The organism is Hymenobacter fodinae (assembly GCF_004745825.1).
GTDB lineage: Bacteria > Bacteroidota > Bacteroidia > Cytophagales > Hymenobacteraceae > Hymenobacter > Hymenobacter fodinae.
This window is the reverse complement of the sequence record NZ_SRLA01000001.1, coordinates 759,094-783,107: the sequence shown is the minus strand read 5'-3', so window position 1 is coordinate 783,107 and position 24,014 is coordinate 759,094. Positions and strand designations below refer to the sequence as shown.

The following is a 24,014-nucleotide window of genomic DNA, read 5'->3' as shown; positions in this document are numbered from 1 at the left end:
GCGCTACTCCGTTCATGAGTCGTATAGGTGTCGTATTTCTCTTGTTGCTAGGCCTGTCGGTGGCTACGCCGGGCCATGCCCAGCAAAACCCGGCAGACCCTGGCGCTGCTCCCAGCACCAGCAAACCAGCAAAAGCCGCGAAACCCAAGAAGTTGAGCCGTAAGGAGCGCAAAGCGTTGGCTCAGCGTGCCGACATAGAGTCGGTACAACTGCAAAAACGGCCTCTCTCCGAGAAGGACCGCGAATTAAGTGAGGCCTTTTTCGTGGATGGGCTTCGCTACTTGATGCTCGAGGACTACAATAAAGCCCTAGAGCGTCTGCTAAAGGCCTACGCCCTCAACCCGGCTAATGCGGCCATCAATTACAAAATTGCGGAAACCAACCTGCTGAGTGGCAACCTGAGCGACGCCACTAATTTTGCGCAGACAGCCGTAAAGCTCGACCCTAAAAACGCCTATTATTACCTGTTGCTGGCCCAAATCTACAGCTCCCAGAAGCAGTACGACCAAGCCGCTAAGGTGTACACCACGCTCATTAAGGACGTACCAGACTCGGGTTACTATTTGTTTAACCTAGCCGACCTATATATGGCGCAGGGCAAACTCACGGAAGCTCTGAGCACCTTTGAGCAGGCAGAAAAGAAGTTTGGCCCTCTCGACGAGGTGTCCTTCAAGAAACAACAGATTTACCTCAAGCAGAATAATCTGGATAAGGCGCTACAGGAAGGAGAAGCTCTAATTGCCGCCAACCCCGATGAAATCCGCTATGTGCTGGCGCAGGCTCAAATGTATGCGGCCAACAACCGCCTGCCCGATGCTATCCGGGTGGCGCAACAGGCCTTGCAGCAGGACCCCTCTAGTGCGCAAGCCCGCATGATTCTGGCCGATGTTTACCGGCAGCAAAACAATTCTCAGGAGTCGCAGAAGCAGATCAAGCTCGCATTCGAGAGCCCTAGTCTCGACATTGACACCAAGGTTAGGATTCTGATTGACTACATCAAACAGCTTCCTAACCCAACCCTAAACCAATCGGCCCTAGATCTGGCTGAAATAACGACCCGCACCCACCCCAAGGAGGCGAAGGCTTTCTCCATTGCGGGCGACATTCAAACCATTACTGATCATAAGCCCGAGGCCCGCGCTAATTACCTTAAAGCTGTTAAGCTAGATAACTCTAAGTTTCAGATTTGGCAGCAGGTAGTGCTCATCGACGCCGAGCTCAACGAAGTAGACTCTCTACTGCTTCACACCGACCAAGCCCTGGAGCTCTTCCCCAACCAAGCTTCGCTGTGGTTTTACAACGGAGTGGCCTACATGCTTAAAAAGCAGACGGCCAAAGGAGTAAAATCGCTGGAGTATGGCCGGAAACTGGCTACTGATAACCCCGAACTCCTAGCCCAGTTTGATACCCAACTTGGCGACGCATACCACGAACTGAAAGACTATGCCAAGTCAGACGCCGCCTATGAAGCAGCCCTGGTCTTTGATGCCAACAATGCGCAAGCGCTGAACAATTACAGCTACTACCTTTCTTTGCGAGGCGAGAAACTGGACAAGGCCAAAGAAATGGCCGGTAAGCTGGTTAAGCAGCATCCCGATAATGATACCTACCTCGATACCTACGGGTGGGTCCTTTACCGGCTAAAAGATTATACTGGCGCCCGCCAACAGTTTGAGCTGGCCCTCAAAACAACTAAAGATGCCACAGTTGTTGAGCACTACGGCGACGTTCTGTATCAGCTGGGCGAGCGGGACAAGGCACTGGCAGAGTGGCAGCGGGCTCAGAAAATGGGCGGTGCTTCGTCACTCATTGACCGCAAGATTAAAGACAAGAAACTCTATGAGTAAATGTATTCCGCTGGCCTTGCTGAGCGCTGTGCTGGTACTGGGTAGCTGTAACCGCAAGCTGGCTCCTACGGCTTCCAAAACCGTCTCAACGAAGGCGCCGGAAATGGTAAAGGCTACCAACGTAGACTTTCATTACCTCAAGGCCAAAGGGAAAGTAGCTATTGACTTCCCAGGGGTGCAGCAAACGGCTAACCTGAACGTGCGCATGCGCAAGGACAGCGTTATCTGGTTATCCGCCTCGTTGGGCATTGAAGGTTTCCGGGCCTACATCACCCGCGACTCCGTGAAGGTGCTCTTTCCGCTCCAGCGTGAATATTACTCTGGTGACTATGCCTACCTGAGCCGCATCCTGAACGTTCCTATCACATTTGAGCGCGTGCAGGCCGTACTGCTGGGCGACTATCTTCCGGCCACCCCACCAAATGAAGTAACACCTACCGTCAGTACTGAAGGCGACACCCAGCGTGTGCGCTACGAACAAACTGGGCTGCTAGTGCAACAGCTCATTGATTTGAGTAAAGGGCGGGTGCAGCAACTGACCGTGCAAGACCAGCAGACCCAGAACAGCCTGCAGGTAGACTACTCCGATTTTCAGCCATTGGCGCCGCAAAACCAACCATTTGCCCACGCCACTGCCTTAAAAGTACAGCAATCCAAAGGTGCCCCAGCCAACGTTACGGTTTCGTACCGCAACGTGGATCTGGACAAAGAACGGCTTTCATTCCCCTTCTCGGTTCCGAAAGGCTATGCGCGTAAGAAGTAAGCTCTGGCTGCTGCTGCCAGTAGCGCTGCTAGTTTCGGTGCAGGCAAGCACTTCCTTGCTGGCGCAACAAAGGCCTAGGTCTAAGCCTCGTACCTCTTCTAGTGGTGGAAAATCTAAAGCTCAACTAGAGCGGGAGCGTCGCGCTACTCTCCGCCGCATTCAGGAGGCCAGCAAAATTCTGGAGCAAACGCAGCGGCAGAAGCAAGCCTCGGTAGGCCAGTTAAATGCACTCAAGGAAAAGCTGACGGTTCAGCAGGGCGTTATTCGTAATATCAGCAACGAGCTGACTTACATTGAAAACGATGTTCAGCAAACGCAAACGCAGGTTCAACACACCCAGCAGAACCTAGAGCAGCTGAAAGCAGAGTATGCGCGCCTGATTTACATTGGCTCTAAAACAGCCAATAGTTACAACCGGGTGATGTTCCTGTTTGCCTCTGAGTCGTTCAACCAATTCATGCTGCGCCTGCGCTATATCCGGCAATACGCCGAGGTGCGCCAGGCTCAGGCTGCTCAAATCAGCAACACTCAGCAGCGACTGAGTGCTCAGTTAACTGGCCTACAGGAAAAGAAACAGGAAAAAGGCACACTGCTGAACACGCAGCTTTCTGAAAAGAAAAACCTCCTGACGCTGAAAACGCAGCAGGACCAAGTGGTGACCAAGCTGAGTCAGCAGGAAGAAAGTTTGCGACAAGAGTTAGCGGCCCGCCAGCAGGCCGTTAGCCGGCTTGATAACCTGATTGCGCTGAAAGTAAAAGAAGAAATTGCTCGAGCCGCGCGTTTAGCCGCCCGACGAGCGGCGGCTGCCAAAGCTGCGGCTGCCCGTGCAAACAACCCGGCCACCGCGCCGCGCCCCGGCGACGCGCCTTCCCGCGCCAGCACCGCCGCTGCCGAAGCCGCCGAAAATGCAGCAGTGGAACGAGTAGACCGCGTTACGCTCACGCCGGAAACTGCTAGCCTGGCTTCCTCCTTCACTGAAAACCGGGGGCAGTTGCCCTGGCCCGTTGGGCGGGGTTTTATCTCCCAGCGGTTTGGGCGTCATAACCACCCAGTACTGCACAATGTAGTAGTAGAAAACCGTGGCGTAGATATTCAGACCAGCGCCGGTGAGCAAGTACGCGCCGTTTTTGACGGCAAAGTGCTAACCATTGCCAGCGTGCCCGGTATGAACAACATTGTAATGGTGCAGCACGGCGACTATTTCACGGTATATGCAAAGCTGCGCAACGTGAGCGTAACGGAGGGCCAGCAAGTGAAAGCACGCCAGCCTATCGGCACAGTGTACACAGACCCTGAGGGTACTTCTGAAGTGCAGTTTCAGGTTTGGCACAATAGCTCCAATCTGAACCCTGAAAACTGGTTGGGTCGCAAATAATTCAGTTTGCTAGGCCACTGCCCTTATCTTGCCCAGCCTTTCTACAAGGCTGGGCTTTTTATTTATTCGGCGGAAGGCACAACCATAAGCATAAAAAAACACCGTACAGGATACGGTGTCTTTCTGAGCTATGAAAACAAACTTAGCTATCAGTAATCCTTCTGCCGGAACAGGAACAGCAAGCTGTATGCTGCTCCGGAGCAATCCCCGATAACATGACGAAAGATAGGGGACTTTAGATATGCTTACTACTACCTTTCGCCGAAATGTCTATTTCTCTCGGCGAAAATCGGTTTTCTCTTTCTCTCGGTAGTGGGCAAGCTTTCGTTACCTCCTTGTCTCGTTTTTATATCAGATTAAGCCGGCTCAACAGGTTGGCTTTATATGAGTTTCCGATGGGCACTGGCATAACACCGCTTACCCGGTCGGCATTGCGCCCGGCCTCTACCACTACGGCATCAGACTCAATAGCTACAATCTTGTCCAGGCGAACGATATACTTCCGATGAATTCGCGCAAACTCCTTGGCGGGCAATTTGGCTTCTAGCTCCTTCATGGTGCTGTACACCGTGTAGCGCTCCTGGCCTACGTAAATATTTACATAGTCGCCGAGGGCCTCCACGTAGCGAATATCAGCAGTTTTCAGGCGGATTAGCTTATGCTCCTGCTTGACAAATATTTCAGTTTGCCCGCCTCCTACGTTCATCGAGCCGGCGGTATCATTGGTCATACGGAGTAGCTCTTCCAGCTTTTGTTGTTCGTATTGGAGTTGTAGGCGGGCCCGGCGCAACTCTAAGTGAGTTACTACTTCACGAGCCAACACGCTGAGCGCTTCACGTTGCTTCTGGTCAAGCCGACGCGGTACCGTGTCGATTGCGCAGATAGTGCCGAGCGGGTGTCCTTCCGGGGAAAGCAAAGGGGCTCCAGCGTAGAAGCGAATGTTTGGGTTGGAGGTAACCAGCGGGTTATGCTGGAAAAGTGGGTCTTTGCTAGCGTCTTCGACTTCAAATACACTATCCGAAAACATAGCGTAACGGCAGAATGCTTGCTCTAGCGGCGTACTGTCGGCTTCCATGCCTACTTTAGCCTTAAACCACTGCCGTTCAGAATCAAGCAAAGTAACCAGCGAAGTAGGCGTACCGCAGATATACGAAGCCAGCTTCACCAAATCGTCGAAAGCCGTTTCAGCTGGGGTGTCTAGAATTTGGTAAGCACGCAGGGCCTCCAGCCGTTCCTGTTCAGCAAGGGGGCTTATAGGTTGGTAAGCTGCCCCCGCGGATGTAGCACGCGCTTTAGAAGGCATGTATCGACAAAAAATTTGGGGTTCTACAGTAAAATGGAGTGGCCTAGATGGTGAAGTCCAGCTCCCGCTATCCTTACAAAATAGTATAGCATCGAGAACATTTCCCAATTTGACCCGGCGAACAACCGCTAAATCTGGCTAAAAAGTGCTTCCCACCGTGCGAACGGAAGGGAGTAATTCTCGTTGCCAAGTGCACGAACCTAACCGAGTAGGGAACTGATTTTGAAATTATGAGGTACCTTTACCAATCCTGACCGTACACACTTGCGTACGTTCCGCTTTGACACTTTCAAACAGCCTGTTGGCTATTCTCACTTATGCATTTCGCCACCCTTTTGCTTGGAATTGGTAACTTCGGAGGCACCGAGTTGCTGCTCATTGGTCTTGCTATCATCCTGCTTTTTGGCGCCAAGCGCATTCCAGAGCTGTTTCGGGGCATGGGACAAGGCATTCGGGAGTTTAAAGACGCCTCGAAGGAGGATAAGCCGGAGTTTCGGGACCGTCCGGTTAATCCTAACGACCCTACCGCTCCCCGTCATTAATTAGCGTTTTGTCATGAATACTCCAGTTCTTCTTTTCTTGGGTGATCTAGGCGGTGGTGAGCTTATGCTCATCATGGTAGTTATCCTGATTTTCTTTGGTGCCAACAAAATTCCGGAGCTAGCCCGCGGATTGGGCAAGGGCATCCGAGAGTTTAAGGATGCCTCCCGCGAAATTCGCAGTGAGATTGAAAACACTGGCCTGCCTCAGCAGCCATACCAGCAACAATTCAATCAGCAGCCCCAGCAATACACGCAGCCAGTGGCCTACCAGGCTCCAGCAGCTCCGGAAGTAACTCCGGTAGCCGACGTGACGCCTGCTACTACGCCCGTAGCTCCACCCATGGATGGGGGAATTACGCCGCCCGTAACGCCCACGCCGGAGCGTCCCCGCCTCGATCAAGTGAACTAATTCTTTCTTCAATTTGAGACGCTTTACCTCTCTCACGGAAGTTCGTAACGAGCTGACGGCAGGCACCACGACCTGCCGTCAGCTCGTGGAGTATTATCTGGATAACATCCAGCAGAAAAATGAGCAGCTGAACGCTTTTCTAGAAGTGTGGCCCGAAGAGGCACGTGCTCAGGCAGAGGCTGTGGATGCTAAACTAGCTGCCGGCACGGCCGGTAAGCTGGCGGGCATGGTCATCGGCCTGAAGGACGTACTGGCCTACAAGGACCACGCCCTGCAAAGCAGCAGCCACATTTTGGATGGATTCAAATCACTGTTCACCGGGACGGCCGTGCAGCGCCTGCTCGATGAAGATGCCATCCTGATCGGGCGTCAGAACTGCGACGAGTTTGCCATGGGGGCCTCCAACGAAACGTCGTTCTTTGGTCCAGCCCGCAACGCTATTGCCCCCGACCGCGTGCCGGGTGGATCGTCGGGTGGTTCTGCCGTAGCCGTACAGGCCGATATGTGTTTGGCTTCTATTGGCTCCGACACGGGCGGCTCCGTACGGCAGCCTGCTGCCTTCTGTGGCATTGTAGGCTTCAAGCCTACCTATTCGCGAATTTCGCGCTACGGCCTGATTGCCTATGCGTCGTCGTTTGATCAGATTGGCACTCTCACGCACTCAATTGAGGATGCTGCTTTGCTGCTAGAGGTAATGGCCGGGGCCGACACCTTCGATAGCACTGTTAGCCAGCGCGAAGTACCAGCCTATAGCCAACTCCTGGAGCCCGCGCCCCACTACCGCATTGGCTACATCCGTGACTGCTTGGAGCGGCCCGGCTTAAATGCAGAAATCAAAGCCGCCACGGAACGTGCCTTAGACGCATTCCGGGGGCAGGGACATGTGGTAGAAGCAGTAGACTTCCCTTACCTCGACTTTATCGTTCCGAGCTACTACATTCTGACTACTGCCGAAGCCAGCTCTAACTTGAGCCGCTACGATGGGGTGAAGTTTGGCTACCGCGCTCCTGACGCTACTGACCTGGAGTCGTTGTACAAGAAAACGCGGGCTCAGGGCTTTGGGCCAGAAGTGCAGCGGCGGATTCTGCTGGGCACCTTCGTGCTCAGCGCCGACTACTACGACGCGTACTACACTAAGGCGCAGCAGGTCCGCCGCTTGATAAAGGAAAAGACGGACGAGTTACTACGCGAGTACGACTTCTTGGTGCTGCCCACTACTCCCGCCACAGCCTTCCGGATTGGGGAGAACGAAAAAGATACGCTAGCCATGTATTTGGCTGATATCTTTACTGTACAAGCATCTTTGGCTGGGGTGCCAGCCATTTCGGTACCAGCGGGCGAGGATTCTCAGGGTCTGCCCATTGGGTTGCAAATTCTTAGTGGGGCCTTCCGGGAAGAGCACCTGCTAGCCTTTGCGAAATCGGTAACGGAGACGCTCACGCCTGTTCTGTCATAGCTTGGAAGTAAAATGAAGAAGTTGTTGCTGCGCGCTGTTGCTCCAGTGTTGGTTGGGGCAGCTCTAGGCCACACCAGTGTTGCCCAGGTTCGTCCTCAGGTTCCCCAGAACACCAGCGCGCAGCCCAACGATTCTTCCCAAGTAACGCTGGAGCTGCCGCTTGATTCGCTGGTGACTCTTCCGGCCCCCATTGACTCGGCCCGCTTGGTTTGGCTGCAGACGCCACCGGAACTACGGGATTTGGTAGGTGACCGAGTAAGCTGCTTCGATACCGATGTTCCGCATACGTTCAATGCCTCTGTTATGGCCTTTGTACGGCTGTTTACGGAGCGGCAACGCACGTACACGCAGCGGGTACTAGAACGGGAGAACCTGTACTTCCCGCTGTTTGAGAAGTACCTGGCCAAATATCACCTCCCTACTGATCTAAAATACCTAGCAGTAGTTGAATCAGCGCTGATTCCGACGGCTAAGTCACGAGTGGGCGCTACTGGCCTATGGCAGTTTATGGGTCCTACTGCCAACGACCTGCGCCTGCGCCGCGACGAGTGGGTAGATGAGCGTATGGACCCAGAGAAGGCTACTGAAGCGGCCTGCAAGCACTTGCGCTACCTCTACGGCGTATTCCACGACTGGGAAATGGTATTGGCCGCCTATAACTGGGGCGCAGGCAACATGCAACGCGTGATGCGGCAGACGGGCAAGAAAACCTTCTGGGAAGTATACCCTAAGCTGCCCGCCGAAACGCGCAACTACGTGCCCACCTTCACGGCTATCATGTATACCATGAAGCACGCCCAGGACCACCAGCTGCACGATGCCACGCTGCGGTATCAGCGGGCGGAGCTGATGGATACGCTGCAACTAGGAGGCCGTGCTTTCGACCTGACCCGTTTGGCCCGCGCCTGTGGCTACACCGATTCGATGGCTTTGGTCCGGCTCAACCCGGAGCTTAAGAAACCTTGGCTGCCCGCCGGCTACCGGCCCTATGCCGTACAGCTGCCAGCGGCAGTGCGGCCAGCTCTTGCTTTAGTTGATAGAGCCACGCTTTTCGACTACTGCCGACCGATGGCCGAACTGCCCTTCCCATTGGTGCCACGGCCAGTGCCCTTGCAGGGAGTAGCTCCACTACCCACCCGTAGCCTGCTGGCCGAAGGCGCACCACGCGAGGCCAGTGCCGATACTGCCCCACGTTACCGCCGGGTGCGCCATACGGTGCGGCGCGGCGAAACGGTAGCCGCAGTAGCCGAACGCTACGACGTGACACCAGCGCAGGTACGACGTTGGAATGAGCTTTCTAAGAGCCAATCATTAGCATCTCGCCGCCAAGTGGTGGTGTTTGTACCCATCAGGCAAGCTCCGGCCCCAGAGCCCACCGCCGTGGCTACTCGCACGGCGCGTCCGGTTCGGGTGCCAGAAGCCATTCGGTCTTCTCTAGGCCAGGTAGCAAGCCCGGCGGTTGTTTCAACGGCGGAGTCGGAGGTGCCAGCGGTGGTGGCGAAAGCGGAAACACCACGGCCAGTGAGGTCCGCTAGGCCAGCCCGGCCGGAGGCAGCTCCCGCGGCTGCGAGTGCAGTTGAGGCCGATGATTCCGTACCAAGCGAATACACAGTGCGCCGCGGCGACTTCATCGAGAAGATTGCCCGGGAGCGTAACCTCACGGTAGCGCAGGTGATGGCCTGGAACCACCTCACCTCTGAAGTAGTGCAACCCGGCCAGAAGTTAGTGCTGCGCCCTTCCGACGACAACGAGGCTGAAGCTGCCCCTACTGTAGCTGTAGCATCGGCCAGAACGGGGCGTGCTGCAGCTTCAGCGGAGCCAAAGGAAACGCCCGCTAAAATGCCCGCGGCGCCCAAAGTACACCTAGTGCAGCCCGGCGACACGCTATACAATATTTCGCGCCGCTACCAAGGTGTTACGGTGGAGAAGCTGCGGCAACTCAACCACCTAAAATCAGACGAAGTAAAGCCGGGCCAGAAATTGCTGGTGGCTGGCTAATCTTCTTTGCGAGCAGTCTTTGAAAGATGCGGATACTAGCAATAGGGTCCGCATTTTTTGTGCAGATGCCACGTGTATTTCATTGCTTATCACCCGTAGTAGGCCACGTGATGTAGGCCTCTCGCCACAATAGCGCGAGGCTCGTGTTATTTGGTAGGCATGCCGCTTAAACTTTGATTCCGGCTGATTTCGCCCCAACTTGCCTTATTAAACTCCTCAGGAGTACCCACTCGTTGCCACCCGCGTATGCTTAAAATAAATAAACAGGACGCCCTGAACTACCATTCTCAGGAGCCCGCCGGCAAAATAGAAGTAGTACCTACCAAGCCCGTCAGCACCCAGCTGGATCTGGCCCTGGCCTACTCGCCCGGCGTAGCGGAGCCCTGCAAGGAAATTGCCGCTAACAAGGACGAGGTGTATAAGTACACGGCTAAAGGCAACCTCGTTGGCGTAATCAGCAACGGTACTGCCGTACTAGGTCTAGGCAACATTGGTCCCGACGCCTCGAAGCCGGTAATGGAAGGCAAGGGCGTACTGTTCAAGAAATTTGCGGGTATAGACTGCTTTGACATTGAAATTGACGCCACCGACCCCGACGAGTTCATCCGGATTGTGAAGTCGCTGGAGCCAACATTTGGGGGTATTAACCTCGAAGACATCAAAGCCCCTGAATGCTTCCGGATTGAGACGGCCCTGCGCGAGCAGATGAACATTCCGCTCATGCACGATGATCAACACGGCACGGCCATTATTTCGTCGGCGGCCCTACTGAATGGCCTAGAGCTGGTTGGAAAGAAGATTGAAGAAATACAGGTAGTGGTGAGCGGAGCTGGCGCCGCGGCTATTTCCTGTCTCCGCCTCTACCTAGCCCTGGGCCTCAAGGTGGAAAATGTGGTGGTGTTTGACAAGGACGGCATCATCACGCCCGAGCGCACCGACCTGGCCGACATGCAGCTGCGCTTCGCAACTAACCGGCCTATCCGTACGCTGGCCGAAGCCATGGAGGGTGCCGATGTATTCCTAGGCCTGTCGGCGGCGAACGTGCTGCCGGCTGAGTTGCTGCTGAAGATGGCCGACAACCCCATTGTGTTTGCCCTAGCCAACCCCGACCCTGAAATTGGCTACGATGTGGCGCTGGCTACTCGGCCCGACATTATTATGGCGACTGGCCGCTCCGACCATCCCAACCAGGTAAATAACGTATTGGGCTTCCCCTACATCTTTCGGGGGGCACTGGATGTTCGCGCTACGGAAATCAACGAGGCCATGAAGCTGGCCGCCGTGCACGCCCTCTCGGAGCTGGCCAAAGACGCTGTGCCCGACATGGTAAACAAAGCCTACGGCGACAATACCCTCTCCTTCGGCCGCACTTACCTCATTCCCAAGCCCCTCGACCCCCGCCTTATCACGGTGATTAGCCCGGCAGTAGCTAAAGCTGCTATGGAAAGCGGTGTGGCCCGGGTGCAGATTACCGATTGGATGGCCTATGAGGATCAGCTGCGCAACCGCCTGGGTGTAAACCAGAAGCTGATGAACCGCATGACCCAGGCAGCCAAGGCCAACCCCAAGCGGGTAGTATTTGCGGAAGGCGACAACTACAAGATTCTGAAGGCGGCGCAAATTCTGCACGACGAAGGCATTGCGCACCCCATTCTGCTGGGTAACCGCCAGAAAATCGACCAGATTGCGAAGGCCAACAACCTCGACCTGGAAGGCTGCCAGATCATCGACATTCTGGAAGATGATGCCAAGCGCGAGGAGTACGCCAACCTCATTTACGAGAAGCGTCAGCGCCGCGGCATTACGCTGTACGAAGGGCGCCGCTTGCTGCGGGAGCGGAACTACTTTGGCTCGATGATGCTGGAAACCGGCGAGGCCGATGCCTTTATTACGGGTTTGAGCAAAGATTATGGCAAGTCCATTCTGCCCTCTCTGCAGGTAATTGGCGTAGAAGAAGGCGTGAAGCGAGTGGCCGGTATGTACATCATCCAGCACAAGAAAGGCCCGTACTTCTTTGCCGATACTACTGTGAACATCGACCCCACGGCCGAGGAAATGGTGGATATCATTGGCCTCACGGCCCGGGCAGTCCGGTTCTTTGACACCGAGCCGCGCATGGCAGTTATCAGCTACTCCAACTTTGGCTCTAACCCCGGCGACTTACCTGATAAGGCCCGCAAAGCCACCGAGCTGGCCAAGAAGCGCTACCCAGACCTAATTCTGGATGGCGAAATGCAGGCTAACACAGCCCTAAACCCACAGCTGCTGCAGGAGCAATACCCCTTCTCAGAGCTGGCTTCGAAGGGCGGCGCCAACACTCTCATTTTCCCGAACGTCATCAGCGGCAACATTGCCTATAAAGTGATTCAGGAAATTGGCGGCGCCGAAGTTATTGGGCCGATTCTGATGGGTATGCGCAAGCCGGTGCACATTCTGCAGCTCGGCGCTTCCGTTCGCGAAATTGTAAATATTGCTTCCATTGCGGTGGTAGACGCGCAAACTACGCATAGCAAAGTGTAAGCTTCTACTAGGCCACCTTGCACTTAGGTAAATCACTCTGTATCAACCCCTGGCGCTACATGTGCCAGGGGTTTTTGCTTGTATTACATTCAGCAATTTCTATACTTATAGTATGAAGAAAATTATCCTTCGTGGCCTAGGCCTGGTGCTGTTGTTATTGGTAGCCTTTGTGGTGAATGTGGTGTGGTTTAAGCCCCTGTTTATTCGTCTGTTCTACGAGCGGATATTTGCCGAGGTGCTGTTTGACACTCCCCAGTTGCTGTCAACATTTCGGTTGGTAGAGCCGCTGGGCATTCAGGCGCACAACAAGAAGCTAGACGACCTTTCAGAAGCAGAACATAACCGGCAGGCCGAGCGGCTCCACCATAATCTGGAGATACTGCACAACTACGACACCACTGGGTTCGACACGCAGCAACACCTGTCATACGACATTCTGGACTGGTACATGAAAGCGGAAGCTGAGGGCGAAAAATTCCGCTACGATACGTACCCGGTCAACCAGTTGTTTGGGGTTCAGAGTAGCCTGCCAGCTTTCATGGCTACCAAGCACCAGGTGCACAACAAGCGCGACGCCGAGTATTATATCATTCGGCTGAGCAAGGTGCCAACCCAATTTGCGCAGGTGCTGGAAGGCCTAAAAATTCGGGAGCAACACGGCGTAGTACCGCCCACCTTTATCATTGATAAGGTGCTGACGGAAATGAATGGCTTTGTAGCCCAAAAGCCCGATGAGAATATTCTCTACACTTCGCTGGCAGAGAAGCTAGGTAAGGTACAAGACCTGAACCCAACCGAGAAGAGACAATTACTGACCGAAGCAAAAACCCGCTTCCTAGACCTAATAGTGGGGCGGCTATGGCTACTGCCGGTTGACCCTCGCAGGCTCTGACGATTCTTGGGTAAAACCAATTTTTTTGAGCAAAAAGCCAGTAGATTTGGGATATAAACCAGATTGAGCCGTGTTGTGCAAGCAGATCAATACCTGGTCTTTTGCATCTACTGCGGGTACTTCTAGTGTGCCGCTCCTTACCTTAGGAGCAGTACCTGCTTCATATCCCTTTCCCACATGATTGCCTACCTCGACGGTAAACTTGCTTACAAAGACGCCGCCCTTGCTATTATTGATATAACGGGCGTGGGCTACGAAGTCCGCATTTCGCTGGCCACATACTCTAAACTTCCCGCCGAAGGCGAGAAGACGAAGATTTACACCTACCAGCACATTAAGGAGGATGGGCAAACGCTGTATGGCTTCTTAGACCCCAACGAGAAGGCCCTGTTCATGCAGCTGATTTCGGTATCGGGCATTGGCCCCGGCACGGGCATCGTAATGGTGTCGTCGATGTCGGTTGGGGAAATCCGGCAGGCAATTGTGCAGGAAGACGTACGCTCTATTCAGAGCATAAAGGGCGTAGGGCCCAAAACGGCTCAGCGGGTAGTGCTAGAGCTGAAAGACAAGCTGCGGAAAGATGAATTGCTAGCGAAAGCAGGCATTGACACCGTGCCGCTGGCGCGGGCACACAATACCAATCGTGCTGAAGCGTTAGCCGCTCTAGTGACGCTAGGCTTTGCGCGGGCGGCGGCCGAGAAGACTCTCGACCAAATCCAGCACAAGCATGGCAACGATTTGAGCGTGGAGGAATTAATTAAATTCGCTCTCAAGTCTCACTAGGCCAGTACTGTTACAGGCCAACAACCACTGCTCAAAGCCTAGTACCATTGCATATACTGGGTTTTGAGCGAAAGGTTGCTTGCACTGGCCTACAGTACCCATCCCCTCTATCTTTTCCGACGGATTATTGACGCTTGAATACCAGTAAGAAGTCTCTTGTTGCCTCCCTGGTAACAGTTGTATCGTTGGTAGCTTGGTGGTCGCAGGCCAAGCCGAACAGCAACCTGGCCGAGCCGTTTGCCATGCGCCAGTTATGGGCTTGGCTGCCGGGCGGCTCGCGGGGCTTGCACGCCATAGCCCCCGACACCCCCCGCACCGATACTACCCGTTACCGGCCTAGTCGGCGTCCTAAGGTTAATCCGCAGGACCGGATTGGCACGCCATTTTCGCCGCAACGCCGCCGCTCGCCGTTAGTGCTGCCGTTGCCAGGCAACGTGAACCTGGACGTGCAACCCGACGACAGCCTTAAAAACTTCGACATCCGGGAGCGGGTAGGTACGGAGGTGGATTTCCGCGACCCGAGCCGCATGACGTTTGAGGAATACTCGCGCTGGCAGCAGCAACAGGCTGTGCGCAACTATTTCCGGCAGCGCTCCAACGGGGGCGTGGCTGGCAGCCCCAATACGCCCGCCAGCCAGCGCCTCATTCCCAGAATCTACCTGGGTCCCATGGCCGACCGCATATTTGGGGGTAGCTACGTGGATATCCGGCCCCAGGGGGCCGTCACGCTGCGTATGGGGGCCCGCTTTAACCGCAACGAGAACCCCACGCTCACGCTGCGGCAGCAGCGGGTGGGCGACTTCCAGTACGACCAGAACATCAACCTCAACCTGACCGGTCAGATTGGGGAAAAGCTGAAGCTGAGCTTCAATTACGATACGCGCGCGGCCTTCGACTTCGAGAACAACATGAAGCTCGATTACACCGGCTACGACACCGATATCATTCGGAAAGTGGAGCTAGGGAACGTGAGCCTGCCGCTTAACAACTCACTCATCACGGGCGGGCAGAACTTGTTCGGGGTAAAAACGCAGTTGCAGTTCGGGCGCCTGGGAGTAACGGCTGTGGCTAGTACCCTGCGCGGGCAGGCCGATGAAGTTCGGATACAGAACGGAGGCCAGAGCCGGCAGTTTGAGCTCAAGGCCAGCCAGTATGAGCGCGACCGGCACTACTTCCTATCGCAGTTTTTCCGCGACCGGTACGATGCAGCCCTGCGTAACCTGCCCACCGTGCAGAGTGGGGTAGAAATCCGCCGCCTGGAGGTGTACGTGACCAACGACAACCGCCAAAGTGATAATCTGCGCAACGTGGTAACCCTCATGGACGTGGGTGAGCCGGTGCGGACGTACCGCCGCCAGTTCCTCTTGCCAGGCACACGCCCCACTACTCCGGCTGATAACTCCGCCAATACGCTGTTTGGCAGCATTATCACGCCGGGCTCGCCTAATAGCAACGCACGCGGCGACTTATCCACGGAGGGCTACCTCAACTCACTAGGCCTAGCTAAAAACGTTGACTATGAGCACATCCGGGCCCGTAAGTTAGACCCGCGCGAATACACGTTTAACGCGCAGCTGGGCTATATTTCGCTGAACACGCAGCTGCTACCGGAGCAGGTGCTGGGCGTATCGTTTGAGTATCTCTACAATGGCAAGACCTATAAAGTAGGTGAGACGGTAGAAGACTACGCCAACGTAGGCCAGGATCAGGTAATCTTCCTGAAGATGCTGAAGGCCACCAACCCTGCCGTAGGCCTGGTTGACTTGACTTCGCCCACGGTAAACCTGGACAACCGCAACCTGCAGACGCGCAACCTGCCGACCTGGGACCTGATGATGAAAAACATCTATGCCCTGAACGCCAGCCAGCTCAACCGCGACAACTTCCAGCTTCAAATCGTTTATAAAGACGACGTTACGGGCGTTGACCTGATTTCGTTGAAAGAAGGAGCCAGACTGCAGAACCGGCCGCTGATTGAGGTGCTGAACCTCGACAACGTAAACCCTAACAACGACCGAAACCCCGACGGTAACTTCGACTTCTTCCCCGGCATCACCATTGACACCGAACTGGGTAAGATCATCTTCCCGGAGGTGCAGCCGTTTGGCAACTACCTAGCGGCCCAGTTTGATACTACCGGCGTGGCCGGTGGCAACGCACAGGCTGAGCGGGAGCTAGCTCGCAAGTACGTGTATGGGGAACTCTATACCCAAGTACAGAGCGACGCCCAACAGCGCCAGGAGAAAGACAAATTCTTCCTGCGTGGCCGGTTCCAAGCCACCGCTACCAACGAAATCAGCCTACCCGGCATTGGGGTAGCGCAGGGGTCGGTTCGGGTGTACGCAGGTAGTACTTTGTTGCAGGAAGGTGTCGATTACCAAGTATTTTACGATCAGGCTATCGTAAAAATCCTCAACCCTAGCTACCTCAACTCAGCTAATGAGCTCCGGGTGCAGTTTGAGAAGAACGCCTTGGTACAGGTGCAGCCGCGCAAGCTGGTCGGAGCCCGCTTCGATTATCGCCTCAACAACGACGTAAACTTTGGCGCCACCGTTCTTCACCTGCTCGAAAACCAAGCTCCAGGTATCAACCGTGTCAACATCGGCGACGAGCCTGGCAACAACACCATCTACGGCTTCGATGTGAATGCCCGGCGCGAGTCGCGGGCCATTACCAAGTACCTAGACATGCTGCCCTTTATTTCCACCAAGGAAATATCGTCGGTGGCGTTTAGCGGGGAGTTTGCGCAGCTGCTGCCGGGCCGCTCCAAGCTGGGCAGCAACGGGGAGCCAGGGGTGTCGTACATCGATGACTTTGAAAACTCCCGCACCCCGTACTCGTTGGGGGGCCTGAACTCGGCTACCACGTGGCGGCTAGCGGCCACACCCCCGGCCCTGGGTGGCAACCTGACTGGCCTAGAGTCGGCGTATCGCCGGGCCAAACTGGCATGGTATACCATTGATCAGAGCTACTATACCGGTGGCACGGCCCGGCCGCGCAACATCGGGGCCAACGACATTCGAAACCACTACATCCGGGGTATCAAGCGGACGGAGATTTTCCCTAACCGCGACGTAGGCACCACAGGCAACGCCTTTGAATACTCCCTGGACCTAGCCTACTTCCCTGATGAACGCGGCCAGTACAACTACACGCCTAACGTAGACGCCGGCAGTAATGGCCGTCGGTTCTCTACGGTAACGGGCTCGGCCAATGCGGCCCGCTTTGGTGGTATCTCCCGCGAAATCACCTTCGACACCGACTTCGACAACGCCAACATCGAGTACCTGGAGTTCTGGATGATGGACCCGTTCATCAACAGCAAGAGTGGCCTAGCCACCATCACCGACTCGGATGGCCACAATGCCCCCAACACCACGGGTGGGGAGTTATACATCAACTTGGGCTCGGTCTCGGAGGATGTGCTGAAAGATGGCAACCGCCACGAGTTTGAGAACGGTTTGCCTTCTACTGATGATTTGTCGGATGTGACCCCAACTATCTGGGGGCAAGTTTCGCGGCAGCCCTTCCTGACCGATGCGTTCAACGCCGCCCCCGGTGCCCGTCCTCGCCAAGACGTGGGCCTGGATGGGGTTAACAACGACGGGGAGCGTGGCCTAGCCGGCGTGCCAGCACCATACACTGGATTTGCCGACCCAGCCGCGGACAACTTCCGTCACCACCTCGACCCCAGCTTCGACCAGGCAGACGCCAAGATTTTGGCTCGCTATAAGGACTACAATGGCTTAGAGAACAACTCGCCCGAGGGCAGCCAGCTCAGCTCTACGGCCTACCCCGACAAGGAGGACCTGAACCGTGACAACGTTATCTCTGACACGGAGCGCTACTACGAGTACCGCCTGAACCTGCGCCCTGGCCAACTGGCGGTTGGCCAGAACTACATTGTAGACAAAACGACCAACACCGACATCAACGGGGATGAAGTGACATGGTACCAATTCAGGGTGCCCGTGCGCCAGCCCACCGGTGTAGTTGGTACGCCCAACGGCCAGGACTTCGGGTTTAAGTCCATCCGGTTCCTACGCATGTACCTCACGCAATGGGAGCAGCCGGTAGTACTACGCATGGTGCAGCCACAGTTTGTGGCCAACCAGTGGCGCCGTTACCTCAACAAGATTCAGCAGCCGGGCCCCGTGCTCAACCCCGACACTGACGCCGATGCTTTCGATATCTCGACGGTAAACCTGGAGGAGAATGGAGTAGGCAATAATGCTAACGCCGATGCTATTCCGTATGTGCTACCTCCTGGCATCAACCGCGACCGGGAATTTGGCTCCAGCACCATCAACCGCCAGCAGAATGAGTCCAGCCTCCGCCTGCGGGTAGAGGGTCTGCGCGATGGATTTGCCAAGGCTAGCTACAAGAACGTGAGCCTGAACATGCTGCGTTATAAGCGCCTGCGCATGTTCCTGCACGCCGAAAGCGAAGACCGCACGGTTCGCAATGGGCAGGTGCGCGCCTTTGTGCGCATTGGCACAGACTACACTCAGAACTATTACGAATACTCCTTACCTCTGACCATTACTGAGCCAGGCTCTGTTGCTCAAGACCAGATCTGGCCCATAGAAAACCGGATCGATTTGTCATTTCAGACGTTCATTGATGCAAAGTCGGCACGCAACAAGGCAGCTAATAACTCTATTGACTATACCACCCCTTATACTATTACCGACCCCACTACCGGCGCTCAGATTACCGTAGTGGGCAACCCCGACCTCTCAGCGGTGCAGGGTGTGATGATAGGCATGCTGAACCCACGCGACGACAATGCTCCCAAAACACTGACGTTGTGGGCCGACGAGCTGCGGGTGTTCGACTTTGAGAACGAAAGCGGCTGGGCCGCTACGGCGCGCTTCAACGCCAAACTGGCTGACTTAGCTAATATCACTGCTACGGGCAACTATGTAACCACCGGCTTTGGTGGCCTACAAGATCGTCCTCAGCAGCGCTCCATCGATAATATTACTCGCGGCGATATAAACGCTACGGTAGCAGCCGACAAATTCTTCCCTGAAAAGCTAGGCCTTCGCATTCCGGTGCTGGTGCAGGCCGGCGTCGAGACCCGAGCGCCCAAGTACGACCCACTCGACCCGGACACCAAGTTGGAGCAGTCGTTGGAGAAGTTTGAGACTAACGAGGAAAAAGCGGCCTACCGCAAAGAAGTAGTTGACCAGACCAGCCAGCGCAGCATCAACGTGCTGAACGTGCGCAAGGAGCGGACCAACCCTGAGAAGAAAGTACGCCCCTACGACATCGAGAACTTCGCGGTAAGCTATTCTTACACCGAGCGCCTGCACACCGACATCCGGACCGACCGCGACTATACCCGCACCTACACGGGTGCTCTGGCCTACGTGTACCAGACGGTACCTAAAAGCTACACGCCGCTGGCTAAGGTAAAGGCCTTTGACTCGCCCTACTTGAAGATGCTGCAGGAGGTAAACTTCACGCCCCTCCCCTCTCGCTTCTCCTTCCGGGCCGACATTGACCGCCGCTACAACGAGCGGTTCCTGCAGCGGACCCTGGAGCCCGGCCAAGTGCCCGTGACGGATGGTATCCCGGGCATCTTCCAGAAGTCGTTCTTTTTCAATCGCATCTACGACATGCGCTGGGACTTGACCAAGGCACTGGCTCTAGATTATACGGCTACTAACCGCTCAGTGGTAGATGAGGGCCCCGGCCGTTCCATTGGTGACGACGATATCTCGAAGCGCAACCGGGAGCAACTCCGCGACAACCTATTTAAGCGCGGTGGCCGCACTACCAATTTCAACCAAACGGTAGCCATTACTTACCGCCTGCCCCTTGACAAGTTCCCCCTCACCGACTGGCTCTCGGCTGATGCTCGGTATGCGGCTAATTATACTTGGCAAGCAGCCTCCACAGCATTGCGGGCACCAATTAACCCAGGTGACTTAAATGATACTACTACGGTTCCACTAAACCTCGGCAACACCATTCAAAACAATGGTGAGTTGAGCGCCAATGGTAAGATTGATTTAGTGAAGCTCTATAACAAAGTGCGCTTCCTGAACATCATCAATAACGCTCCACCACCCGCGCCCCGGACTGACGCTGACGGGGCGAAGGGTCGGCAGAAAATACCCGTGCCGGGCCAGCCTCAAACAGCTCCCGCTGACACGACCAAAGGCCCCGAGCTGCGGTTGCTTAAGGCGGTACTACGCTCCTTAATGACAGCCCGCTCACTTAACTTTACTTACACCCGCAGTAACGGCACCCTGCTGCCAGGCTACCTGCCTGGGACTCGCTTCTTCGGGATGAACAGTGACTTTGATGCTCCTGGTGTTCCGTTCTTGCTCGGGAAACAGTATGATCTGGACGGTCTTTTCGAACGTGCCTATTCACGGGGTTGGTACACCAATAGCAGCCAGTACCTTAATACCCCCCTCAGCTCGCTGCTGACTGAGAATTTGGCCTTGCGTACCTCTTTAGAGCCAGTTCGCAATTTTATTATTCGCTTAGATGGCCGGCGCCAGCTAGTACGCAACCGAGAGGTTTTCTATCGCTCCTTGATAGACGAGGAAACCCAGCGCCCTATCTCTGGTGTGCCAGTTGCCAGCAATCCGCTGGGGTCCGGCACGTTCAGCACGTCGTTCATCTCTATCCAGACTTTGTTTGGCGACCTGAATGCCAGCGGCGAGACGTCGAAAGCATTTAACCGCTTCGTGCAGAATCGGGCCGTCGTGCGCGAACGGTTGGAGGCAGCGAATACCAACCCGGGTAGCTATGGCTATAACTCCCAGGATGTGCTGTTGCCCGCTTTCTTGGATGCCTACCGGGGTAAGTCGTCGGATGGCTACAAGGCTAAGAAGTTCAACCCCTTCGCCCTGCTGCCCATCCCGAACTGGACGATTGAGTATAATGGCCTAGCGGATCTGCCGTTCGTGCAGCAGTACTTCCGGTCCATCACGTTCAATCACGTTTACACTTCCAGCTACAACATCAACGGCTACACCACGGCTACTTCTTATACCCGGGAGCCTGACTTCCCCTACCTCACCAACAATAGCGGCCAGTATATCCCGTACTTCGTTATTGGGCAGGTGACTATTGCGGAACGGCTGGCTCCGCTTATTGGCCTGAACTTCCAGACCACGGGCAAAACCACCGGCCGCCTGGAGTACCGCGTAGACCGAACCCTAGGCCTGAATACCACCAACGCCCAGGTAACAGAGCTGCGCTCCAAGGAAATGGTAATAGGCCTAGGCTACGTGACCAACCGCCTGCGGATTCCGTTCCGCATTGGGGGGGAGCAGAAGATACTCCGCAACGAAATCAACGTCCGGCTCGACCTGAGCATCCGCGACAATTACACCGTGCAGCGGGCTATCCTCGATGTGACTGATACCGACTTGGGCCGCACTTCTAGCCAGACCACCAACGGCACCCGGCAAATGCAGTTGCGCCCCACCATCGACTACATTCTGAACCAGCGCCTGAACTTGCAGTTCTTCTTCACCCAAAACATTACAACACCACGGGTGCAGAATGCCTATAAGAATACGGCCACGGAAGGTGGTATTCAATTGCGTTATAGCCTCTCGCAATAAACCCTGTGCCCCCATGAACAGAAAGCCCAACCTGGCCTAGGCTAGGTTGGGCTTTCTGTTTTCTAAACCTGTAGCTGCCCCCACAGTCACCAGCCGATCGTGGCCTAGCGAATTCTCCCAAGAACATTTTCGGCATTCCATCATTTAAGCTTTACTTTTGAACCATCGCGCTACAGCGCCTTCACTCCCCATTTCTTCAAAACCGCATCACATGAATTTGCCTGCCACCCTGAAGTACACGAAAGAACACGAATGGATTCGTGTGGAAGGTGACGTTGCCTACATCGGCATCACCGACCACGCCCAGAAAGAACTCGGCGACATTGTGTACGTGGACATTGACACCCTCGACAAGGAAGTGGCAGAGGGTGAAGTGTTCGGGACGGTAGAAGCCGTAAAAACGGTATCTGACCTGTTCAGCCCCATTACGGGCACCGTGTTAGAAATCAACGAAAAGCTTGATGGCAGCCCCGAGCTGGTAAACTCTGACCCATATGGCGATGGCTGGATGATCAAGATGTCGATTGCCAACACCGCCGAACTAGATGCCTTGCTGACAGCCGAAGCCTACGGTGACTTGGTAGGCGCTTAAGCTACCTCAATTGCTGCGTATGCTACAGACCGCGCCGCCCTTGCCTCGCCGCCGAGCCTTCGTGGCTCTGCCGCTGGCTTGGGCGGCGCTGGTATTGATACTTACTCTAACTCCCTCTCAGGAAATGCCTAAAACTCCTGAGTGGGAGTTATTGGCATTCGACACGGCAGCGCATGCGGCCGTGTTCGGGGTATTGGCTATTTTATCATACTTCTCGGCTCGTCGGCAGCAGAGGAGGCCTACGTTGCGCCGTCATAGCTTCGGGATAATTCTGCTGTACTGCATTGGCTTTGGGGCCCTCATCGAGGTATTGCAGATGACGATGGACCTTGGCCGACACGGCGAATGGTCTGATTTACTTAGCGACACCATTGGTACCGTATTGGGCCTTGGCCTGATGCACCTTACGCGCCGGTACTGGCAATGAAACGGTGCCCTCTGTCCAGCGGCCGTCTAGCTACCGCAGCCCTGGCTTTGACCTGGGTACTGAGCTCCCGTGCAGTTGCTCAGAACATGGATCGGGCGCGCGAAACTATTAGCGCATTAGCGGGGCCAGCCATGCATGGGCGTGGCTACGTCAACAACGGAGAGCATCTAGCAGCCAGCTATCTGCGCAGTCGGTTTGCAGAAATCGGGCTACTTCCGCTGACGCCTGAGTATACTCAGTCTTTTACGCTCCCCATCAATACCTTCCCGGGCCGGGCTAAGCTGCGCGTAGATGGTAAATTGCTCCGCCCAGGTGTTGATTTCATCGCCGAGCCATCTTCAGGCCCTGGTTTCCTCACGGGTCACGTGTATCAGCTCGACACCCTGGTGTTCCATCAGGAAGGTGCTCAGCAGCGCTTACTGAGTATCGACTTGCGGCACCGGGTGTTAGTATTGCAACAACCCGAGGTAGCCCGGCTGGCTCAGCTTCCGGCAGCGCTACAAGCGCACCTGCGCACCGCGGCGGCTCGGGTTACGCTGGTACCTACCAAACTTACGGCCTCCCTTGCTTCTGAGCAGCAGTCCCAGCCTCAAGTTCAGGTACTAGCGCAACGCTGGCCTGAACAAGCGCGCCGCATCACGTTGCGGCTTGACGCCGTGCTCCAACCTGCTTATCAAACCCAAAACCTAGTTGGTCTCTTACCCGGCCGCGTACAACCTGATTCCTTTTTAGTCGTCTCGGCTCACTATGATCATCTAGGAAGGTTAGGCCAGCGCACTTATTTTCCGGGGGCAAATGACAATGCCAGCGGCACGGCTATGCTGCTGGAGCTAGCAGCCTACTATGCCCGCCCAGAGAACTGTCCGGCTTATTCATTGGTTTTTATTGCTTTTGGAGCTGAAGAAGCAGGCCTAGTAGGGTCGCGGTACTTTGTTGACCATCCACTAGTGCCTCTGAGCCACATCCGCTTCCTAGTCAACCTTGATTTACTGGGTACCGGTGAAGAAGGAGCTACGGTAGTTAATGGGCGTATATTCACTCAGCAGTACCAATTACTCACCAACCTGAACTCTGCCGGTCACTATCTCCCCGCTTTAGCCGCCAGAGGCCGCGCAGCCAATTCCGACCATTACTATTTCTCAGAAAGGGGTGTACCCGCTTTCTTCCTGTACACTCGGGGTGGCCCTACTGCTTATCATGACGTGCATGACCAAGCTACTACCTTGCCATTAACGGGGTTTAGAGGAGCCTTTGGTTTACTACGAGACTTCTTAAACAGGTTAGGCGCCAATTCAGAGTGAAGCGTGGTACAGGCCACCTCTTAGCTCTGATGTTTTAATGACACTGCTATTATAAGTAAGCCCTTACCCTTAAGGATAGGCCTAGCGCATGCTTAAGATTAGCTCCAGATAGAGAGTACAGATTATGCCTTACTCCTCAGTACTGTAAAAATAAAATAACAAAGCGCCCAGCGCTCTCAGCTTGTAGCTAGAGAATGCCGGGCGCTTTTTAAGA

15 protein-coding genes are annotated in these 24,014 nt (G+C 55.1%); 14 read left to right on the top strand and 1 reads right to left on the bottom strand.

The features are described from left to right. The first annotated feature begins 14 nt into the window (after positions 1–14). From EU556_RS03325 to EU556_RS03315, 3 genes are read left to right on the top strand one after another with little or no spacing between them, the layout of a single operon-like run. A complete protein-coding gene (locus tag EU556_RS03325) occupies positions 15–1,847 on the top strand; it encodes a tetratricopeptide repeat protein (RefSeq protein WP_135430988.1) in 1,833 nt (610 codons plus the stop codon). After that, positions 1,840–2,610 carry a DUF4292 domain-containing protein gene (locus tag EU556_RS03320; protein ID WP_135430987.1) on the top strand — a complete coding sequence of 257 codons (771 nt, stop codon included), beginning with the start codon at positions 1,840–1,842 and terminating at the stop codon, positions 2,608–2,610. Before EU556_RS03325 ends, EU556_RS03320 begins: the two co-directional genes overlap by 8 nt. Then, on the top strand, positions 2,594–3,985 hold the full coding sequence (locus tag EU556_RS03315; protein ID WP_135430985.1) for a murein hydrolase activator EnvC family protein: 1,392 nt from the start codon (positions 2,594–2,596) through the stop codon (positions 3,983–3,985). Before EU556_RS03320 ends, EU556_RS03315 begins: the two co-directional genes overlap by 17 nt. 346 nt (positions 3,986–4,331) lie before the next feature. On the opposite strand, the gene EU556_RS03310 is transcribed toward EU556_RS03315, so the two are convergent. Then, the gene (locus EU556_RS03310) at positions 4,332–5,288 is read right to left on the bottom strand and encodes a GAF domain-containing DNA-binding protein (RefSeq protein ID WP_135430983.1); all 957 of its coding nucleotides are present in this window, start codon (positions 5,286–5,288) and stop codon (positions 4,332–4,334) included. A gap of 317 nt (positions 5,289–5,605) precedes the next feature. On the opposite strand from EU556_RS03310, the gene EU556_RS03305 reads away from it, so the two are divergent. From EU556_RS03305 to EU556_RS03255, 11 genes are all read left to right on the top strand, one after another. Then, entirely contained in the window at positions 5,606–5,830 is a 225-nt protein-coding gene (locus tag EU556_RS03305) for a Sec-independent protein translocase subunit TatA/TatB (protein ID WP_135430981.1), read from the top strand. A 13-nt stretch (positions 5,831–5,843) separates the two neighbouring features. Next, positions 5,844–6,239, top strand: coding sequence for a twin-arginine translocase TatA/TatE family subunit (gene tatA, locus EU556_RS26615; RefSeq protein WP_135430979.1), 396 nt, complete (start codon positions 5,844–5,846; stop codon positions 6,237–6,239). Between the two features lie 13 nt (positions 6,240–6,252). After that, positions 6,253–7,695 carry an Asp-tRNA(Asn)/Glu-tRNA(Gln) amidotransferase subunit GatA gene (gene gatA / locus EU556_RS03295; protein ID WP_135430978.1) on the top strand — a complete coding sequence of 481 codons (1,443 nt, stop codon included), beginning with the start codon at positions 6,253–6,255 and terminating at the stop codon, positions 7,693–7,695. Between the two features lie 12 nt (positions 7,696–7,707). Next, positions 7,708–9,693, top strand: coding sequence for a LysM peptidoglycan-binding domain-containing protein (locus tag EU556_RS03290; protein WP_135430976.1), 1,986 nt, complete (start codon positions 7,708–7,710; stop codon positions 9,691–9,693). 246 nt (positions 9,694–9,939) lie between these two features. Beyond that, entirely contained in the window at positions 9,940–12,213 is a 2,274-nt protein-coding gene (locus EU556_RS03285; protein WP_135430974.1) for an NADP-dependent malic enzyme, read from the top strand. A 112-nt stretch (positions 12,214–12,325) separates the two neighbouring features. Continuing rightward, positions 12,326–13,105: a DUF885 family protein gene (locus EU556_RS03280; RefSeq protein WP_135430972.1), complete on the top strand. Its 780-nt coding sequence runs from the start codon at positions 12,326–12,328 to the stop codon at positions 13,103–13,105. Positions 13,106–13,282: 177 nt separating this feature from the next. After that, entirely contained in the window at positions 13,283–13,888 is a 606-nt protein-coding gene (gene ruvA / locus EU556_RS03275; RefSeq protein ID WP_135430970.1) for a Holliday junction branch migration protein RuvA, read from the top strand. A gap of 134 nt (positions 13,889–14,022) precedes the next feature. Beyond that, positions 14,023–21,480 carry a T9SS outer membrane translocon Sov/SprA gene (sov, locus tag EU556_RS03270; protein WP_245327389.1) on the top strand — a complete coding sequence of 2,486 codons (7,458 nt, stop codon included), beginning with the start codon at positions 14,023–14,025 and terminating at the stop codon, positions 21,478–21,480. A gap of 211 nt (positions 21,481–21,691) precedes the next feature. After that, positions 21,692–22,072: a glycine cleavage system protein GcvH gene (gcvH, locus tag EU556_RS03265; RefSeq protein ID WP_135430969.1), complete on the top strand. Its 381-nt coding sequence runs from the start codon at positions 21,692–21,694 to the stop codon at positions 22,070–22,072. A 19-nt stretch (positions 22,073–22,091) separates the two neighbouring features. Then, a complete protein-coding gene (locus EU556_RS03260; protein ID WP_135430967.1) occupies positions 22,092–22,499 on the top strand; it encodes a VanZ family protein in 408 nt (135 codons plus the stop codon). 47 nt (positions 22,500–22,546) lie between these two features. After that, entirely contained in the window at positions 22,547–23,800 is a 1,254-nt protein-coding gene (locus EU556_RS03255; protein WP_210116216.1) for a M28 family metallopeptidase, read from the top strand. Positions 23,801–24,014: the final 214 nt, after the last annotated feature.

Bases quoted from the DNA above. Each gene is read 5' to 3' on its own strand.
- EU556_RS03325 (WP_135430988.1), top strand. From the start codon at position 15: ATGAGTCGTATAGGTGTCGTATTTCTCTTGTTGCTAGGCCTGTCGGTG.
- EU556_RS03320 (WP_135430987.1), top strand. From the start codon at position 1,840: ATGAGTAAATGTATTCCGCTGGCCTTGCTGAGCGCTGTGCTGGTACTG.
- EU556_RS03315 (WP_135430985.1), top strand. From the start codon at position 2,594: ATGCGCGTAAGAAGTAAGCTCTGGCTGCTGCTGCCAGTAGCGCTGCTA.
- EU556_RS03310 (WP_135430983.1), bottom strand. From the start codon at position 5,288: ATGCCTTCTAAAGCGCGTGCTACATCCGCGGGGGCAGCTTACCAACCT.
- EU556_RS03305 (WP_135430981.1), top strand. From the start codon at position 5,606: ATGCATTTCGCCACCCTTTTGCTTGGAATTGGTAACTTCGGAGGCACC.
- tatA (WP_135430979.1), top strand. From the start codon at position 5,844: ATGAATACTCCAGTTCTTCTTTTCTTGGGTGATCTAGGCGGTGGTGAG.
- EU556_RS03290 (WP_135430976.1), top strand. From the start codon at position 7,708: ATGAAGAAGTTGTTGCTGCGCGCTGTTGCTCCAGTGTTGGTTGGGGCA.
- EU556_RS03285 (WP_135430974.1), top strand. From the start codon at position 9,940: ATGCTTAAAATAAATAAACAGGACGCCCTGAACTACCATTCTCAGGAG.
- EU556_RS03280 (WP_135430972.1), top strand. From the start codon at position 12,326: ATGAAGAAAATTATCCTTCGTGGCCTAGGCCTGGTGCTGTTGTTATTG.
- ruvA (WP_135430970.1), top strand. From the start codon at position 13,283: ATGATTGCCTACCTCGACGGTAAACTTGCTTACAAAGACGCCGCCCTT.
- gcvH (WP_135430969.1), top strand. From the start codon at position 21,692: ATGAATTTGCCTGCCACCCTGAAGTACACGAAAGAACACGAATGGATT.
- EU556_RS03260 (WP_135430967.1), top strand. From the start codon at position 22,092: ATGCTACAGACCGCGCCGCCCTTGCCTCGCCGCCGAGCCTTCGTGGCT.